14 protein-coding genes are annotated in these 15877 nt (G+C 75.1%); 9 read left to right on the forward strand and 5 right to left on the reverse strand.

What is annotated here, in order from left to right; translation table 11 throughout:
• The first annotated feature begins 12 nt into the window (after nt 1–12).
• The 4 genes from KK617_RS07455 (at nt 13) to KK617_RS07470 (ending at nt 4010) form a co-directional block, all read left to right on the forward strand.
• Nucleotides 13–1212 (forward strand): cysteine desulfurase family protein, encoded by a 1200-nt coding sequence (locus KK617_RS07455; RefSeq protein WP_277499199.1) that lies wholly within the window; start codon nt 13–15, stop codon nt 1210–1212.
• A 23-nt stretch (nt 1213–1235) separates the two neighbouring features.
• A complete protein-coding gene (gene mnmA / locus KK617_RS07460; protein ID WP_277499252.1) occupies nt 1236–2351 on the forward strand; it encodes a tRNA 2-thiouridine(34) synthase MnmA in 1116 nt (371 codons plus the stop codon).
• Nucleotides 2348–3340 (forward strand): methionine synthase, encoded by a 993-nt coding sequence (locus tag KK617_RS07465; protein ID WP_277499200.1) that lies wholly within the window; start codon nt 2348–2350, stop codon nt 3338–3340. The genes mnmA and KK617_RS07465 overlap by 4 nt, the downstream gene beginning before the upstream one ends.
• A 100-nt stretch (nt 3341–3440) precedes the next feature.
• The gene (locus tag KK617_RS07470; RefSeq protein ID WP_277499203.1) at nt 3441–4010 is read left to right on the forward strand and encodes a type 1 glutamine amidotransferase domain-containing protein; all 570 of its coding nucleotides are present in this window, start codon (nt 3441–3443) and stop codon (nt 4008–4010) included.
• Here the strand turns inward: KK617_RS07470 and KK617_RS07475 are convergent.
• Both KK617_RS07475 and KK617_RS07480 read right to left on the reverse strand, forming a co-directional pair.
• Nucleotides 3991–4626: an alpha/beta fold hydrolase gene (locus KK617_RS07475; protein WP_277499204.1), complete on the reverse strand. Its 636-nt coding sequence runs from the start codon at nt 4624–4626 to the stop codon at nt 3991–3993. The genes KK617_RS07470 and KK617_RS07475 overlap by 20 nt on opposite strands.
• Nucleotides 4627–4662: 36 nt before the next feature.
• The gene (locus tag KK617_RS07480) at nt 4663–6246 is read right to left on the reverse strand and encodes a GMC oxidoreductase (protein ID WP_277499206.1); all 1584 of its coding nucleotides are present in this window, start codon (nt 6244–6246) and stop codon (nt 4663–4665) included.
• A 102-nt stretch (nt 6247–6348) separates the two neighbouring features.
• Here KK617_RS07480 and KK617_RS07485 point away from each other — a divergent pair, with 102 nt between their 5' ends.
• Nucleotides 6349–6954: a TetR/AcrR family transcriptional regulator gene (locus KK617_RS07485; protein ID WP_277499207.1), complete on the forward strand. Its 606-nt coding sequence runs from the start codon at nt 6349–6351 to the stop codon at nt 6952–6954.
• 9 nt (nt 6955–6963) lie between these two features.
• Here KK617_RS07485 and KK617_RS07490 read toward each other — a convergent pair whose 3' ends face one another.
• Together KK617_RS07490 and KK617_RS07495 are read right to left on the reverse strand one after the other, a co-directional pair.
• A complete protein-coding gene (locus KK617_RS07490) occupies nt 6964–8604 on the reverse strand; it encodes an MFS transporter (RefSeq protein WP_277499208.1) in 1641 nt (546 codons plus the stop codon).
• Between the two features lie 85 nt (nt 8605–8689).
• Complete coding sequence (locus tag KK617_RS07495) at nt 8690–9298, reverse strand: TetR/AcrR family transcriptional regulator (RefSeq protein WP_277499209.1); 609 nt, start codon at nt 9296–9298, stop codon at nt 8690–8692.
• Between the two features lie 159 nt (nt 9299–9457).
• On the opposite strand from KK617_RS07495, the gene ligA reads away from it, so the two are divergent.
• Entirely contained in the window at nt 9458–11605 is a 2148-nt protein-coding gene (gene ligA, locus KK617_RS07500) for an NAD-dependent DNA ligase LigA (protein WP_277499210.1), read from the forward strand.
• 123 nt (nt 11606–11728) lie between these two features.
• Here the strand turns inward: ligA and KK617_RS07505 are convergent, their stop codons facing one another.
• The gene (locus KK617_RS07505; protein ID WP_277499211.1) at nt 11729–12295 is read right to left on the reverse strand and encodes a hypothetical protein; all 567 of its coding nucleotides are present in this window, start codon (nt 12293–12295) and stop codon (nt 11729–11731) included.
• A gap of 207 nt (nt 12296–12502) precedes the next feature.
• Between KK617_RS07505 and gatC the strand changes: the two genes are divergently transcribed.
• Genes gatC through gatB form a run of 3 tightly spaced genes read left to right on the forward strand, consistent with a single transcriptional unit; the run spans nt 12503 to nt 15857 of the window.
• Nucleotides 12503–12814 (forward strand): Asp-tRNA(Asn)/Glu-tRNA(Gln) amidotransferase subunit GatC, encoded by a 312-nt coding sequence (gene gatC / locus KK617_RS07510; RefSeq protein WP_277499213.1) that lies wholly within the window; start codon nt 12503–12505, stop codon nt 12812–12814.
• Nucleotides 12811–14358: an Asp-tRNA(Asn)/Glu-tRNA(Gln) amidotransferase subunit GatA gene (gatA, locus tag KK617_RS07515; RefSeq protein WP_277499214.1), complete on the forward strand. Its 1548-nt coding sequence runs from the start codon at nt 12811–12813 to the stop codon at nt 14356–14358. Before gatC ends, gatA begins: the two co-directional genes overlap by 4 nt.
• The gene (gene gatB / locus KK617_RS07520) at nt 14355–15857 is read left to right on the forward strand and encodes an Asp-tRNA(Asn)/Glu-tRNA(Gln) amidotransferase subunit GatB (RefSeq protein ID WP_277499215.1); all 1503 of its coding nucleotides are present in this window, start codon (nt 14355–14357) and stop codon (nt 15855–15857) included. The genes gatA and gatB overlap by 4 nt, the downstream gene beginning before the upstream one ends.
• The last annotated feature ends 20 nt before the right edge of the window (nt 15858–15877 follow it).

Below are 15877 nucleotides of genomic sequence, written 5' to 3' on the forward strand. Positions count from 1 at the left end.
CTGGTCGGCGCCATGCCCCGACCCGACCCGACCGCGAGCGACGCGCGCACCTACCTCGACCACGCGGCCACCACGCCGCTGCGGCCGGAGGCCCGCGACGCCCTGCTGGCGCACCTCGACGCCCCGGGCAACCCGGCGTCGCTGCACGCCGCCGGTCGCGACGCGCGGCGGGTGCTGGAGGAGTCGCGCGAGAGCGTCGCCGAGAGCCTGGGCTGCCGGCCGAGCGAGGTGTTCTTCACCTCGGGCGGCACCGAGTCGGACAACCTGGCCGTGAAGGGCACGTTCTGGTCGCGCCACGCCGCCGACGAGCGCCGTCGGCGGGTGCTGGTCTCCTCGGTCGAGCACCACGCCGTGCTCCACGCCGCGCTCTGGCTGGGCCAGCACGCGGGGGCCGAGGTCGAGCTGCTGCCGGTCGACCGCGCCGGGCGCGTCGAGGTCGCCGCGCTGGCCGAGGCGCTCGCCGCCCCCGAGACCGTCGCCCTCGTGTCGGTCATGTGGGCCAACAACGAGACCGGCGTGCTGCAGCCCGTCGAGGAGCTGGCGGCCCTGTGTCGCGCGGCCGGCGTGCCGTTCCACACCGACGCGGTGCAGGCCGTGGGCGCCGTGCCCGTCGACGTGACGGCCGCCGACGTCGACCTGCTGACCGCCACGGGGCACAAGGTCGGCGGCCCGCACGGCGCCGGGGTGCTGGTGGCCCGGCGCGGCGTCACCCCCACGGCCCTCCTCCAGGGCGGCGGCCAGGAGCGCGACGTGCGCAGCGGCACCGTCGGGGTCCCCTCGGTGGCCGGTCTCGCCGCCGCGTTCGAGATCGCCGTGAAGGCGCAGCCCGAGTCCGCCACGCGCCTCGCGCACCTGCGCGACGACCTCGTGGCCGGCATCCGCGACGTCGTGCCGGGCGCCGTCCTCAACGGCGCGGCCGCCGAGCGGCTCCCGGGCATCGCCAGCATCGGGTTCCCCGGCTGCGAGGGCGACTCCCTCCTCATGCTGCTCGACGCCCGCGGCGTCGAGGTCTCCACCGGCTCCGCGTGCTCGGCGGGGGTGCCCCAGCCCAGCCACGTCCTGCTGGCCGCGGGCCAGGACGAGCTCGAGGCCCGCAGCACCCTGCGCTTCTCCCTGGGCCACACCAGCACCGAGGCCGACGTGGCCGCCGTGCTGGCGGCCATCGGGCCCGTCGTCGAGCGGGCCGGCGCCGCCCGCCGGGTACGCCGGTGAGCGGCCCCGGGGGCACCACGCCGCTGCGGGTCGTCGCCGCCATGTCCGGTGGGGTCGACTCCGCCGTGGCCGCCGCGCGCGCCGTCGAGGCCGGCCACGACGTGACGGGCGTGCACCTGGCGCTCTCGCGCAACCCCGCGTCGTACCGCTCGGGGGCCCGCGGCTGCTGCACGATCGAGGACAGCAACGACGCGCGGCGGGCGGCCGACGTGCTGGGCATCCCGTTCTACGTGTGGGACATGAGCGCGGAGTTCCACGCCGACGTCGTCACCGACTTCATGGACGAGTACGCCGCCGGCCGCACCCCCAACCCGTGCCTGCGCTGCAACGAGCGCATCAAGTTCGCCGCCGTGCTCGACCGCGCGCTGGCGCTGGGCTTCGACGCGGTCGCGACCGGGCACTACGCCGAGCTGCGCACGGGCGCCGACGGTCTCGTCGAGCTGCACCGGGCGGCCGACGCGGCGAAGGACCAGTCCTACGTGCTCGGCGTGCTCGACCAGTCCCAGCTGCGGCACTCGCTGTTCCCGCTGGCCGGCTCCGCGAAGCCCGACGTACGGCGGGAGGCGGCCGCCCGCGGTCTGCTCGTCGCCGACAAGCCGGACAGCCACGACATCTGCTTCGTGGCCGACGGCGACACGGCCGGCTGGCTGGGCGAGAAGCTCGGCGACCGGGCGCCCAACCACGGCGGCGACATCGTCGACGACGCCACCGGCGAGGTGCTGGGCACGCACGCCGGCACCTACGGCTACACGATCGGGCAGCGCCGCGGCCTGCGCCTGGGGCGCCCGGCGCCCGACGGCCGCCCGCGCTTCGTGCTCGACATCGAGCCGGTCTCCGGCACGGTCCGCGTCGGACCCCGGGAGGGGCTGCGCGTCACCGGCCTGCGCGGCGTGCGGCCCCGCTGGTGCGGCGCGGCGCCGCGCGCCGGCGTACCGCTCGCGTGCACCGTGCAGCTGCGCGCCCACGGGGCGGAGCACCGGGCGGTCGCGACCGTCACCGGTGACGACGCGGCCCTCGACGTGGAGCTGCTCGACGCGGCCGAGGGCATCGCGCCCGGCCAGGCGGTCGTCGTCTACGACGGCACGCGCGTCGTCGGCTCGGCGACCATCGCCACGACCCGGCGGGCGGTGCCCGCGTGAGCTTCGCGACCGGCGTCGGCTCCCACCCCGGCGACACCCAGCGCGACCTCGACGAGGCCGTGCGCATGGTGCTGGACCTGCTGCCCGACCTGCCCTACCTCCCCGAGGTGCCCGGGCGCGGCGTCGGTGCGGCGATGACGGGGCGCACCCTCGGCCTGCAGACCGGCCTCGACGTCGACCTGCAGCCGGCGGGCTGGCGGCTGACCGGTACGTCGGGTGCTCCCGGCCGCGACCAGCGGCGCGCCCGCAGCCTGCTCAACCAGGACCTCGACGCGCTCGAGGAGCGTGCGCAGGATCGCACGGGTGCGTTCAAGGTGCAGGTCACCGGGCCCTGGACTCTCGCCACGACCACCGAGCGGCCGCGCGGCGACAAGGTGCTCGCCGACCACGGCGCCCGGCGCGACCTCGCGCAGTCGCTGGCGGAGGCGGTCGGCGAGCACGTGGCCGAGGTCCGCCGCCGCGTGCCCGGCTGCGACCGCGTCGTCGTGCAGGTCGACGAGCCCGCGCTGGCGGCCGTGCTCGACGCGCGCGTGCCGACCGCCTCGGGCTGGGGGCGCCACCGCGCCGTCGACCGGCCGGAGGCCTCGGAGGTGCTCGGCTGGGTGCTCGGGGCGGCGCGCGACGCCGGGGCCGAGCCGTGGGTGCACTCCTGCGCCCCCGGCACCCCCTGGGCGCTGGTGCACGGCGCGGGCGCGGAGGGCCTCGTGGTCGACCTCGACGTGCTGGTGGCCGACGACCTCGAGGCGCTGGCGCTGGCCCACGAGGCGGGCGCCGCGCTCGTGCTCGGCGTGGTCGACCCGACCGGCCCCGTCGTCGGGGAGAAGGACCTCGCGGCGCGCACCGCCCGCTGGCTGGACGTCGTCGGGCTCGCGCCGGCAGAGCGCCTCGGCGTGGCCCCGGGCTGCGGTCTCGCGGGCGCGGCCGCCGCCGACGTGCCGCGCGTGCTGCGCGCCCTGGTCGACGCCGCCCGGCGGATCGACGACGCCTGAGGCCCGCCACGACGGGGTACGCCGCCGCCCTTGCCGCGGGTGCCTACGGTCGGGGGAGCAGCCCCGGCGATCCCGGGGACCCCACGCGCAGGAGGCAACCATGACCGAGTCCGGCACCGACGCCACCGGCCCGCAGGGCCGCACCGTCGCGATCATCGCGAGCGACCACTTCGAGGAGGCGGAGCTCGTCACGCCGCGCGACGAGCTCGCCGCGCAGGGCGCGACCGTCCTCGTCTACTCGCAGAGCGGCCAGGAGATCCAGGCCGTCGAGGGCGACACGGAGAAGACCCGGAAGATCGCGGTCGACGGTGCGTTCGGCGACGTCGACGTGGCGACGATCGACGCGCTGGTCGTGCCCGGCGGCACCGTGAACGCCGACACGATCCGCACCGACGCGACCGCGCAGCAGCTGGTCACCTCGGCCCTCGAGGCCGGCAAGCCCACCGCGGTGATCTGCCACGGCCCGTGGCTGCTCGTCTCCGCGGGCCTCGTCGAGGGCCGCCGCCTCACCAGCTTCCCCAGCCTCGCGGACGACGTGCGCAACGCCGGCGGCGACTGGGTGGACGAGGAGGTCGTCGTGGACGGCGACCTCATCACCAGCCGCAACCCCGGCGACCTGCCCGCCTTCGTCGGCGCGATCGCGTCGGCGCTCAGCGCCGGGCGCGGCTGAGCAGCGTCGAGCAGCCCTCGACGGCGAGGTCGTTCCAGGCCGCCGCGCGACGGAACATGTAGTGCCCGACGGGGCCCGCGTCACGGAAGGTGGCGCGGGCCCCGTCGGCGTCCGCACGCTCGACGTACGCCCGGGTCGCCCGCGGGGAGGTGATGCGGTCGCGGCTGCCGTGCGCGGCCAGCAGCCACTTCCCGGCGAGCGCGGCGGTCGGCTCCCCGGGCGGGAACCACGGCGCCAGCCCCACGACGCCGACCACCGAGGGGTGGTCGGCGATGTGCACCGCGGTGCGTCCGCCCATGGAGTGGCCGAGGAGCACGACCGGCACGTCGGGGAGGGCGGCGTCGAGCCGCCGCAGGGCGGCCCGGGCGTCGGCCACGGGAGCCCCGCCGTTCCAGCCGCGCAGCGTGTAGCGCAGCAGCCACGTCGCGACGCCGTCCGCGGCCAGGCGGGGCGTGATCGAGCGCTGCATCGCGGCCGAGCGGCGCCACGAGGCGCTGCGGCCGTCGACCGGGCTGGCCGACTGCTCGGTGCCGCCGTGGAGGAGCAGCACCACGCCGCGGGGCCGCGTGACGTCGTACCGGGTCAGCGCCTCGTCGGGCGCGGTGGGGGAGCTCACGGGGAGAGGTTCGGACCCGGCGGCCGACCGGATGGGCTAGATCACGACCCCCACGTCCTGCCGCACGATCCGCTTCATCGCCCGCTCGGCGACGGCGGCGATGGTCATCGACGGGTTGCAGGCGGCGGCGGTGCCCGGGAGCAGCGCGCCGTCCAGCACGTACAGCCCCCGCTGCCCCAGCACCCGGCCCTCCAGGTCGCAGGCCGCGCCCATGTTGACGCCGCCGAGGGGGTGCCACGTCGAGGGGGCGACCGCGTTGGTGTCGACGAGCAGCGACCCGAGGCCGGCGATCCGGTGCGCGCGGGGCGCGATCGCGCCGTACTGCACCGCGTGGTCGCCCTCCGGCGCCCAGCGCAGGTTCGCGGAGTCGGTGAGGGCGTCGTACGCGAAGTGGCCCCGCGCGGCGCTCACGCCGTAGCCGACCATCATCGTGCTGCGCGGGTCGAGGTCGAGACCGGCGATGCCGATGGGCGGGATCGACGCCTGGATGATGGTGTTCGCGCGCGCCGGGTCCGACCAGTCCTTGCTGCCGAAGACGACGGGGCCACCCTGCGGCGTGCCGAACCCGCGCAGCGGGTCCGACCACACGTAGATGCGGTCGGCGTTGGTGCCCCAGCCGCGGCCGACGGCGTCGGGCAGGTCGGGGATGGCGCCCGTCGCCGCCGCACGGACGAGCATCTTCGTCGTGCCGACGCTGCCGGCACCCATCACCAGCGTGGGCGAGGTGAGCACGACGGTCTCCTGGCGGGTGCCGCGGAGGTCGGTGCGTGCGGCGGTCACCTCCCACTCGCCCGCTGCGGTCCGCGCGACGTCGGTGACGCGGTGGAGCAGGCGCACCTCGAGCAGCCCCGTCTCCTCGGCGGCCCGGAGGTAGGTGACGTCCAGGCTGTGCTTGCCGCCGTTGTTGGCGCCGAGCGCGCAGTCGCCGTTGGTGAACGAGGGCGGGAGCTCGCCGCGGAGCTCGCGCAGCGCGTAGCTCCAGTCGATGGGCATCGGGATCTTCTCGACGCCCTGGCCCGCGGCCAGGGCACGCTCGCGGAAGGTGCGGGCGGCCCGGTACGGCGCGGACGCGACCAGCTCGTCGGGTGCGGTGGCGAGGCGGAGCATGCGGGCCACCTCCGCGTAGTGCTCGGTCGCGAGCTCGTCGTAGTCGAGCCCCGCCGGGAACTCGTGCTCGAACACGGCGCGGTCCGGCACGAGGCTCATGCCCTGGTAGGTGAGCGAGCCGCCGCCGTACCCCACCCCGCTCATCACCGTCATCGTCGGGCTGGGCGTCGCGTTGAAGACCCCGACGTACGGCGCGGGGCTCAGCGGGCGGCCGAAGAGCTCGGGCGCCGAGCCGTAGAAGAGCGCCCGCTCGTCGAGCGTGGCCACGGTCGGGAACGTGTCGCTGCCCGGGGCCGTCGGCCAGCGGCGGCCCTGCTCGAGGAGGGTGACGGGGACGCCGGCCTGCGTCAGGCGCAGCGCGGCGACGGCCCCGCCGAAGCCCGAGCCGATGATGACGACGCGGCGCCGGTCGCGGCGGACGGGCACGGTGGCCCAGGCCGGACGGGCCCAGCCGCCGACGACGGCGGTCGCAGCGGCGCCGCCGATGAGGGCACGACGAGACAGAGCAGGCATGGGGGACCTCCCGAGACAGGGGTTCGGAGCACGGGTGTGCACCGGAGACTAGACACGTGTCTCACTTGTTCGTCAAGGGTTCCCGATCGCTAGGCTCGGTGCATGAGTCGTCCGGAGGCCCAGCGCGCCGACGGACGGCGGAGCCGGGAGGCGATCCTGGCGGCGGCCGAGCGTCTGCTGCTGTCGGGCGAGGGACTGAGCGTGAGCGGCCTCGCCCGGGAGGCCGGTCTGACCCGCGCCACCTTCTACCGCCACTTCCGCGGCGTCGACGCCGTCCTGGACGCCCTGACCCGCTCGATCGCGGACGCACTCCTGCCGAGCCTGCTCGACGACATGGCCGACCTGGCTCTCGACGCGGCGCTCGCGCGCCTCGCCCACGAGGTGGTCGCGCTGGCCGGCGCGTACGGCCACGTCCTGGCGCGGCACCCCCGTCCGATCGACGAGCTCGCGCGCCTCGTCGTGCCCGACGAGCCGATCGCCGCCCTCCTCGGGGAGCGCCGCTCCCGCGGCGAGCTCACCGCGCGGCTGTCGGTCGACTGGCTCGCTCGCTGCGTCCGCGCGTCGTGCCTGGTCGCGATCACCGACGAGCGGGACCCTGCGGTCGTCGCCGACGAGCTGGCGCTCACGCTGCAACGGCTGGTCGCCCCGGACGCAGCACCGGCGGGCCCGCGGAGCGCGGACCCGCCGGTGCGGGGTGGTGCGGGCTGAGCCGGGACGTCAGCCGACGTGGACGCCCTCGGGGCCGTCGGTCGCCAGCTCGGTGTGCTTGACGTCGAGGAAGAGCCAGACGACGAGCGAGCCGAGCAGGATGACACCCGCGCCCACGAGGAACGCGGTGGTGGCGCCGTCCGCGAACGAGCCGAGGTACGTCGCGCCCTCCACGAGGCCGCCCGCCTGGTCGGCGGGGAGGCCGGCGCCGGAGGCGGCCTGGCCCGCCTGGGGGCCCAGGTCCTCGGCCCGGTTGGACGCCACGTGGCTCGCGACGGTGCTCAGGGCCGCGAGGCCGAGCGCGCCGCCGACCTGCTGCATCGTGTTGAGCACGCCCGAGCCGATGCCCGAGTCCTCGGCGCGCACGTGGTGCACCGCGGTCAGGGTCAGCGGCACGAAGGTCATGCCCATGCCGAAGGACATGATGACGAGGTACGGGAACACCGTGCCCCAGTAGTTGATGTCGACGGCCGGGTCGCCCGCGGCGAGCGCACCGACGAGGTCGCCGGCACCCAGGTCGGCGGGCAGGCGGGAGAAGCCGAAGAGCGCGATCGCGGCCAGGATGGTGCCGACACCGGCGACGTAGCGGGCGTCGATGCGGTTGACCAGGTTGGACGACAGGGTCGCGCCGGCGACGATGCCGACCGAGAACGGCAGGAACGCGAAGCCGGTCTGCAGGGGCTCCCAGCCGCCGATGTTCTGCACGTAGAGGCTGAGGAAGAAGAACATGGCGAACATGGCCGCGGGCACCATCATCATGGCGACGAAGCTGGCCGCACGCGTGCGGTTGGCGAAGATGCGGATCGGCATGAGCGGGTCGGGCACGCGGACCTCGATGACGACGAACGCCACGAGCAGCGCGACGCCGGCCGCGAGCGCGGCGATGGTCCAGGTGTCGCCCCAGCCGTGCGCCTCCTCGCCGGCCCGGGTGAGGCCGTAGACGACGCCGAGCAGGCCGAGCGTGCCGGTGATGGCACCGGGCACGTCGAGACGGCCGACGCCGCGGTCGGACTCGGGCAGGAAGCGGGGCGCGAGCACCGCCGCGACGAGGCCGATCGGCACGTTGATGAGGAAGGTCAGGCGCCAGCCCTGGACGTCGAGGCCCAGGAACGTGTCGAGGCCGGTCAGCCAGCCGCCGAGCACGAGGCCGAAGGCCGCGCCGACGCCGGACATGGCGGCGTACACGGCGAACGCCCGGTTGCGGGCGGGACCGGCCGGGAACGCCGTGGTGATGAGCGCGAGGGCGGCGGGCGAGGCGAGCGCCGCGCCGAGGCCCTGGAGGCCACGGGCGCCGAGGAGCAGGCCCTCGTTGGTGGCGAGGCCGCCGAGCAGCGAGGCGACCGCGAAGACGACGAGGCCCATGATGAACACGCGGCGGCGGCCGAGCAGGTCGCCGAGGCGCCCGCCGAGCAGCAGCAGGCCGCCGAAGGCGAGGGCGTAGCCGGTGACGATCCACGACAGGTTCGCGGAGTCGATGGAGAGGTCGTCGCCGATGTAGGGCAGGGCGATATTGGCGATCGTGGCGTCGAGCACCACCATCAGCTGCGCCACCGAGATGAGCACGAGGGCCCAGCCGAGATGACGGGCCGGGGCCGGCGGGGCGGCGTCGCCCTGCGCGGGGGCAGGGCTCGCCGAGGACAGGTCGGTCATGGGGTTCCTTCGGGTGGTGGTGGAGCACGGCGGGGCCGGTACGGCGGGACGCGAGGGCGTCGGGCGACGCCCGGGCGCCAGGGCGTCAGGGGGTCGCTGCTGCGGGCGGCCTCGTCGCCGCCGGCAGGATGATCTCGTCGATGATGCGGGTGATGGCCTCGTGCGTGGGCGGGTCGCCCAGCACGACGGTGCGGTGGATGACGATGCCGGGGAGTGCGGGCTCGAGCAGGTCGAGGTCGAGGTCGGCACGGATCTCGCCGCGGCGCTGCGCCCGGGCGTAGATCTCGCGGGTGACGGCTGCCTTGGGGCCGATCACGCGCTCGCGGAAGCCCTCCGCGAGCTCGGGGTCGGTCGTGAGCGCGGTGACGACGCTGACGAACACGGCGATGGCCTCGTCGTTGACGAAGCCGTCCTCGGTCGCGAACGCGGCGATGAGGTCGCCCCGCAGGGAGCCCGTGTCGACCGGGACGGTGGGTCCGGCCTTGAGGCTGCACAGGGCGTCGATGACCAGCTGGGCCTTGGTGGACCAGCGGCGGTAGAGCGTCGCCTTCGACGCCTTGGCCCGGCTCGCCACCGCGTCCATCGTGAGACGGTCGTAGCCCACCTCCGCGAGCACCGCGGCCGTGGCGTCGCGGATCTGCTGCTCGCGGTCGCCCTCGACGCGGGGGCGGCAGATCGGGCGGGGCAGGTTCATCGGGTCCTTCGGGCAGAGGATGGAACGGAACGGTTTCGTTCCGTCGAGGACGCTACACCCGTCCGCGCGGATGGAACAACCTCGTTCCATCACTGTTCACCGAGACCCCGGTCACGGTGGTCGCGGCGCATCGTCGGTGCCGCCCGGCAAGATGTCCCCATGAGCGAGGCGAGCACCGGGGTCTCCCCGGCCCCGGAGGAGGCGCGCGAGCGGCACCGCGTGCTGGCGGAGCAGCTGGAGGACGCGCGGTGGCGCTACTACGTGCTCGACTCGCCGACGATGTCCGACGCGGAGTTCGACGCGCGGATGCGCGAGCTGGAGGCGCTGGAGGAGGAGCACCCCGAGCTCCGCACCCCGGGCTCGCCCACCCAGACCGTCGGTGGCGCGGTGTCGACGGAGTTCACACCGGTGGACCACCTCGAGCCGATGATGAGCCTCGACAACGCGTTCACCCACGACGAGCTGGCCGCCTGGTACGCCCGGCTCGCCCGCGACGGCGTCGGCGCGCCCGCGCTGCTGTGCGAGCTGAAGGTCGACGGGCTCGCGATCAACCTGCTCTACGAGGAGGGTCGCCTGGTGCGCGCCCTGACCCGGGGCGACGGGCGCACGGGGGAGGACGTGACCCCCAACGTGCGCACGATCGACTCGATCCCGCACCGGCTCACGGGCACGGACGAGTTCCCCGTCCCCGCCCTGCTGGAGGTGCGCGGCGAGGTCTTCCTGCCGGTCGCGGCGTTCGAGCGGCTCAACGAGCAGATGACGGCGGCCGGCAAGCAGGTCTTCGCCAACCCGCGCAACGCCGCGGCCGGCTCGCTGCGCCAGAAGGACCCCCGCGTCACGGCCACCCGCGCGCTGGGCATGGTCTGCCACGGCATCGGCGCGCGCCGCGGCTTCGAGCCGACGGCGCAGTCGGCGGCGTACGCGGCGCTGCGGGCCTGGGGCCTGCCGACCTCCGACCGCGCCGCCGTCGTGCCCGACCTGACCGGGGTGCAGGAGTACGTCGAGCGGTACGGCGCGCAGCGGCACGCGGTGGAGCACGAGATCGACGGGGTCGTGGTGAAGGTCGACGACGTCAGCCTCCAGCGGCGCCTCGGATCGACGAGCCGGGCGCCGCGGTGGGCGATCGCGTTCAAGTACCCGCCGGAGGAGGTGAACGCGAAGCTCCTGGAGATCATGGTCAACACGGGCCGCACGGGCCGCGTCACGCCGTTCGGGCGGATGGAGCCGACGCGCGTCGCGGGCTCCACCGTCGAGCTGGCCACACTCCACAACGCCCACGAGGTGCAGCGCAAGGACGTGCGCCCCGGGGACACGGTGATCCTGCGCAAGGCCGGCGACGTCATCCCCGAGATCGTCGGGCCCGTCCTCGACCTTCGCCCCGAGGGCCTCGAGCCGTGGGTCATGCCGACGACCTGCCCGGCCTGCGGCACCGGGCTGGCGCAGCAGAAGGAGGGCGACAAGGACCTGCGCTGCCCCAACCACGAGAAGTGCCCCGCCCAGGTGCGCGAGCGCGTGTTCCACGTCGCCGGGCGCGGGGCGTTCGACATCGAGGGCCTGGGCTACGAGGCCGCGGTCGCGCTGCTGGGGGTCGAGGGGTTCGACAACGAGGGCGACGTCTTCGACATCGACGCCGACCTCCTGCTGCGCACCGACCTCTTCACCCGGGCGCCGAAGAAGGGGGAGGAGGGCCGGCAGCTGACCGCCAACGGCGCCAAGCTGCTCGCCAACCTCGACAAGGCGAAGCAGGTGCCCCTGTGGCGTGTGCTCGTCGCGCTGTCGATCCGGCACGTGGGCCCCACCGCGGCCCGCGCCCTCGCGACCGAGTTCGGCTCGATGGAGGCCATCCGCGCCGCCAGCCTCGCGGAGCTGTCCGCGGCGGCCGGCGTCGGGCCGACCATCGCCGAGGCCGTCGTGGAGTGGTTCTCCGTCGACTGGCACCGCGCCATCGTGGACGCGTGGGCCGCGGCCGGGGTCGCGATGGCCGACGAGCGCGACGAGTCCACGCCCCGCACGCTGGAGGGCCTGACCGTCGTGGTGACCGGGTCGCTCGTCGACTTCAGCCGCGACTCGGCCAAGGAGGCGATCCTGTCGCGCGGCGGGAAGGCCGCCGGCTCGGTGTCGAAGAAGACCGACTACGTGGTCGTGGGCGAGAACGCCGGCACCAAGGCCGAGAAGGCCGACCAGCTCGGCGTGCGCACCCTCGACGAGGACGGGTTCAAGGCGCTGCTCGAGCACGGCCGCGCCGGCGTGGGCGACGAGCCCGAGGGGGCGGAGCAGCCCGAGGCGGCGGAGCAGTCCGAGGGGTGACGCCGGGCGCGGGCGCCGTCAGGGCCGGCCGCGCCGCGCGACGTCATGCGGAGCGGAGGTCGGGAGCCACGGTCCGCATGACGTCCGAGCGTGGCGCCGTCGAGGTGACCGGGCGCGTCGAGGTCACTGGGCGGGCTCCATGCCGAAGAACAACCAGCCCTCGTCGGTCGAGCGGACGAAGAGCGCGGCGGCGTCCCCCTCGTACGCCTCGGTGAACGGCACCACGAACACGGCGACGTCGTCGACGGTGATGTCGAGCTCCTCCTCGACGGAGGCGGCGAACTCCTCCCAGCCGGGGTCGGCTCCCTCCTCGTCCCCGGTGGACCCCAGGACCTCCTCGCGGCCGACCTCCGCGTCGGGGTCCTCGGGCAGCTCGAGGGCGCCTGTCGCGGCGGCCTCGACGAGCGCCGCGTGGTGCGCCTCGTTGTCGGGGGCCTCCACGACGTCGGACCAGGCCGCCTCGGTCGAGACCTGCTCGAACGCCTCCAGGTCGTCCTCGAGGATCGAGGTGCGCCACGCGGCGTAGACGTCCTCGGCGGTGTCCGCGGTGTCGGCGGTGTCGGCGGTGTTCGTCGTCCCCCGGTCCGTCGCCGTGTCGTCGGCACCGGTTCCGTCGCCGCACCCGGCGAGCACGACGGTGAGGGTCGCGGCGACCGCGAGGTGGGCCAGGCGTGACGTCCGAGGGTTCATGGAGGTCCATCGTGTGCCCCGGCGCGTGGGGCCAAACCCGCGGCCGCCGCCACGCGCGGGACGTCATGCGAACCCGAGGCCGGGGCCCTCGATCCGTATGACGTCCGCGGCGGGGCGGTGCGGGGCGCGGCGCAGGCGAGGTGGCGGCGTACCCCCCGGTCGACACCGACGCCGCCGAGGTCGGGGCTCCTCCCTAAGATGGCCGCCATGCCCGACACACCCCCGGCGCTGACGCGCGAGGACGTGGCGCACCTCGCCGACCTCGCCCGCATCGACCTGTCCGACGCCGAGCTCGACCACCTGGCCCCGCAGCTGTCGGTGATCCTGGAATCGGTCGCCTCGATCCAGGGCGTGGCCGGCGACGACGTGCCGCCGACGTCGCACCCGCTGCCGCTGACGAACGTGTTCCGCGAGGACGTGGTGACGCCCAGCCTGAGCGCCGAGGAGGCCCTCGCGGGGGCCCCGGCCGTCGAGCAGCAGCGCTTCAGCGTGCCGCGGATCCTGGGGGACGAGCAGTGAGCACGACGAACGGCGACCTGACCCGGCGTACCGCCGCGGAGCTGGCCGACGCGCTGGCCGCGGGCGAGACGACCTCGGTCGAGCTGACCCAGGCCCACCTCGACCGCATCGCGGCCGTCGACGGCTCCGCCGAGGCGGGCGTCCACGCGTTCCTCCACGTCGACCCCGAGGGTGCCCTCGCGCAGGCGCGGGCCTCCGACGAGCGGCGGGCGGCCGGCACCCCGGCGCACCTGCTCGACGGCGTGCCGATCGCGGTGAAGGACATCCTCACCACCACGGGCCTGCCCACGACGTGCGGCTCGAAGATCCTCGACGGGTGGGTGCCGCCGTACGACGCGACGGTCGTCACCCGCCTCAAGGCGGCCGGCCTGCCGATCCTCGGCAAGACCAACATGGACGAGTTCGCGATGGGCTCCTCCACGGAGCACTCGGCCTACGGCCCGACCCGCAACCCGTGGGACCTCACCCGCATCCCGGGCGGGTCCGGCGGCGGGTCGGCGGCGGCCGTGGCGTCCTACCAGGCGCCGCTCGCGCTCGGCACCGACACGGGCGGCTCGATCCGCCAGCCCGGCGCCGTCACGGGCACGGTCGGCGTGAAGCCGACGTACGGCGGCGTGTCCCGCTACGGCCTCGTGGCGCTGGCCAACTCGCTCGACCAGGTCGGGCCGGTGACCCGCACGGTGCTCGACTCGGCGCTGCTCCACGAGCTCGTCGGCGGCCACGACCCGCGCGACTCCACGAGCATCCCGCAGCCCGTCCCCGGCCTCGTCGCCGCGGCGCGCCAGGGTGCGGCGGGCGACGTGGCCGGCCTCAAGGTCGGCGTCGTGCGCGAGCTGGGCGGCGAGGGCTGGCAGCCGGGCGTGATGGCCCGCTTCGACGAGGCGGTCGAGGCGCTGGTCGCCGCCGGCGCCGAGGTCGTCGAGGTGTCCTGCCCGAGCTTCGTGCACGCCATGGCGGCGTACTACCTGATCCTCCCGGCCGAGTGCTCCTCGAACCTCGCGAAGTTCGACGCGATGCGCTACGGCCTGCGGGTGCTGCCCGAGGGCGTCGCCTCGCCGAGCGCGGAGGAGGTCATGCGCGCCACCCGCGACGCCGGCTTCGGCGACGAGGTGAAGCGCCGCATCATCCTCGGCACCTACGCGCTGTCGTCGGGCTACTACGAGGCCTACTACGGCCAGGCGCAGAAGATCCGCACGCTCATCAGCCGCGACTTCGCGGCGGCCTTCGAGCAGGTCGACGTGCTCGTCAGCCCGACGGCGCCGACCACGGCGTTCCCGCTGGGGGAGAAGCTCGACGACCCGCTGGCGATGTACCGCGGCGACCTCGCGACCATCCCGGCCAACCTCGCCGGCGTGCCGGGCATCTCGGTGCCCGCCGGTCTGGCGGACGAGGACGGGCTGCCCGTCGGGTTCCAGGTGCTGGCGCCGGCGCTGGCCGACGACCGGGTCTACCGGGTGGGTGCCGCCGTGGAGGCGCTGCTGGGCGAGAAGTGGGGTGGCGCCCTGCTCGAGCAGGCGCCCGAGCTGGAGGAGGTCGGCCGATGAGTGCGAGCACCGAGGTGCTGGTGGACTTCGACGAGGCGCTGGAGCGCTACGACCCCGCGCTGGGGCTCGAGGTCCACGTCGAGCTCAACACCGCCACGAAGATGTTCTGCGGCTGCCCGGCCACGTTCGGCGGGGAGCCCAACACGCAGGTCTGCCCGACCTGCCTGGGCCTGCCGGGCGCGATGCCGGCGGTGAACGGCAAGGCCGTCGAGGCCGCCATCCGCATCGGGCTGGCGCTCAACTGCGAGATCGCCGAGTGGTGCCGCTTCGCGCGGAAGAACTACTTCTACCCGGACATGCCGAAGAACTTCCAGACGTCGCAGTACGACGAGCCGATCGCCTTCGACGGCTACATGGACGTCGAGGTCGACGGCACCACGTTCCGCGTCGAGATCGAGCGCGCCCACATGGAGGAGGACACCGGCAAGTCCACCCACGTCGGCGGCGCGACGGGCCGGATCCACGGCGCGGACCACTCGCTGGTCGACTACAACCGCGCCGGCATCCCGCTCATCGAGATCGTCACCCGCCCCATCGTCGGGGCCGGCGCCCGCGCGCCCGAGGTGGCCCGGGCGTACGTCGCGCAGCTGCGCGACCTCATCCTCGCCCTCGGCGTCTCCGAGGCCCGGATGGACCAGGGCAACCTGCGCGCCGACGTCAACCTGTCGCTGGCGCCGAAGGGCAGCGGCGTGCTCGGCACCCGCAGCGAGACGAAGAACGTCAACTCGTTCCGCTCCGTGGAGCGCGCCGTGCGCTTCGAGGTCGCGCGTCACGCGGGCGTGCTCGACGCGGGGGGGAAGGTCGTCCAGGAGACGCGCCACTTCCACGAGGACACCGGCATCACGACGTCGGGCCGCGAGAAGTCGGACGCGGAGGACTACCGCTACTTCCCGGAGCCCGACCTCGTGCCCGTCGCCCCCAGCCGGGAGTGGGTCGAGGAGCTGCGCGCCACCCTGCCCGAGAACCCGACGGCGAAGCGGGCGCGCCTGCAGGCCGAGTGGGGCTACTCCGACCTCGAGATGCGCGACACGGTCGGTGCGGGGGCGTTCGGCCTCGTCGAGGAGACCATCGCCGCCGGGGCCTCGCCCCAGGCGGCGCGCAAGTGGTGGGTGGCCGAGCTGGCCCGCCGCGCCAACGACGCGGGCGTCGAGCTCGCGGCCGTGGGCGTGACGCCGGTGCAGGTCGCGGCCGTGCAGGCGCTCGTCGAGGGCGGCACGATCAACGACAAGCTGGCGCGCCAGGTCTTCGACGGCCTCGTGGCCGGCGAGGGCACGCCGGAGGAGATCGTCGCCGCCCGCGGCCTGGCGATCGTCTCCGACGACGGCGCGCTGGGCGCCGCCGTCGACAAGGCCATCGAGGCCAACCCCGACGTGGCGCAGAAGATCCGCGACGGCAAGGTCGCCGCGGCCGGCGCCCTCATCGGCGCGGTCATGAAGGAGATGCGGGGCCAGGCCGACGCCGGCCGGGTGCGCGAGCTGGTGCTCGAGCGCCTGTCCTGACGGGCGGGCCGACGGGCCTG

It is taken from the genome of Nocardioides sp. ChNu-99 (genome assembly GCF_029493445.1).
Taxonomy (GTDB): domain Bacteria; phylum Actinomycetota; class Actinomycetes; order Propionibacteriales; family Nocardioidaceae; genus Nocardioides.

Excerpts from the sequence above, each read along its gene's own strand:
- KK617_RS07455 (WP_277499199.1), top strand. The coding sequence starts at position 13 with ATGCCCCGACCCGACCCGACCGCGAGCGACGCGCGCACCTACCTCGAC.
- KK617_RS07470 (WP_277499203.1), top strand. The coding sequence starts at position 3,441 with ATGACCGAGTCCGGCACCGACGCCACCGGCCCGCAGGGCCGCACCGTC.
- KK617_RS07480 (WP_277499206.1), bottom strand. The coding sequence starts at position 6,246 with ATGCCTGCTCTGTCTCGTCGTGCCCTCATCGGCGGCGCCGCTGCGACC.
- KK617_RS07485 (WP_277499207.1), top strand. The coding sequence starts at position 6,349 with ATGAGTCGTCCGGAGGCCCAGCGCGCCGACGGACGGCGGAGCCGGGAG.
- KK617_RS07490 (WP_277499208.1), bottom strand. The coding sequence starts at position 8,604 with ATGACCGACCTGTCCTCGGCGAGCCCTGCCCCCGCGCAGGGCGACGCC.
- KK617_RS07495 (WP_277499209.1), bottom strand. The coding sequence starts at position 9,298 with ATGAACCTGCCCCGCCCGATCTGCCGCCCCCGCGTCGAGGGCGACCGC.
- ligA (WP_277499210.1), top strand. The coding sequence starts at position 9,458 with ATGAGCGAGGCGAGCACCGGGGTCTCCCCGGCCCCGGAGGAGGCGCGC.
- KK617_RS07505 (WP_277499211.1), bottom strand. The coding sequence starts at position 12,295 with ATGAACCCTCGGACGTCACGCCTGGCCCACCTCGCGGTCGCCGCGACC.
- gatC (WP_277499213.1), top strand. The coding sequence starts at position 12,503 with ATGCCCGACACACCCCCGGCGCTGACGCGCGAGGACGTGGCGCACCTC.
- gatB (WP_277499215.1), top strand. The coding sequence starts at position 14,355 with ATGAGTGCGAGCACCGAGGTGCTGGTGGACTTCGACGAGGCGCTGGAG.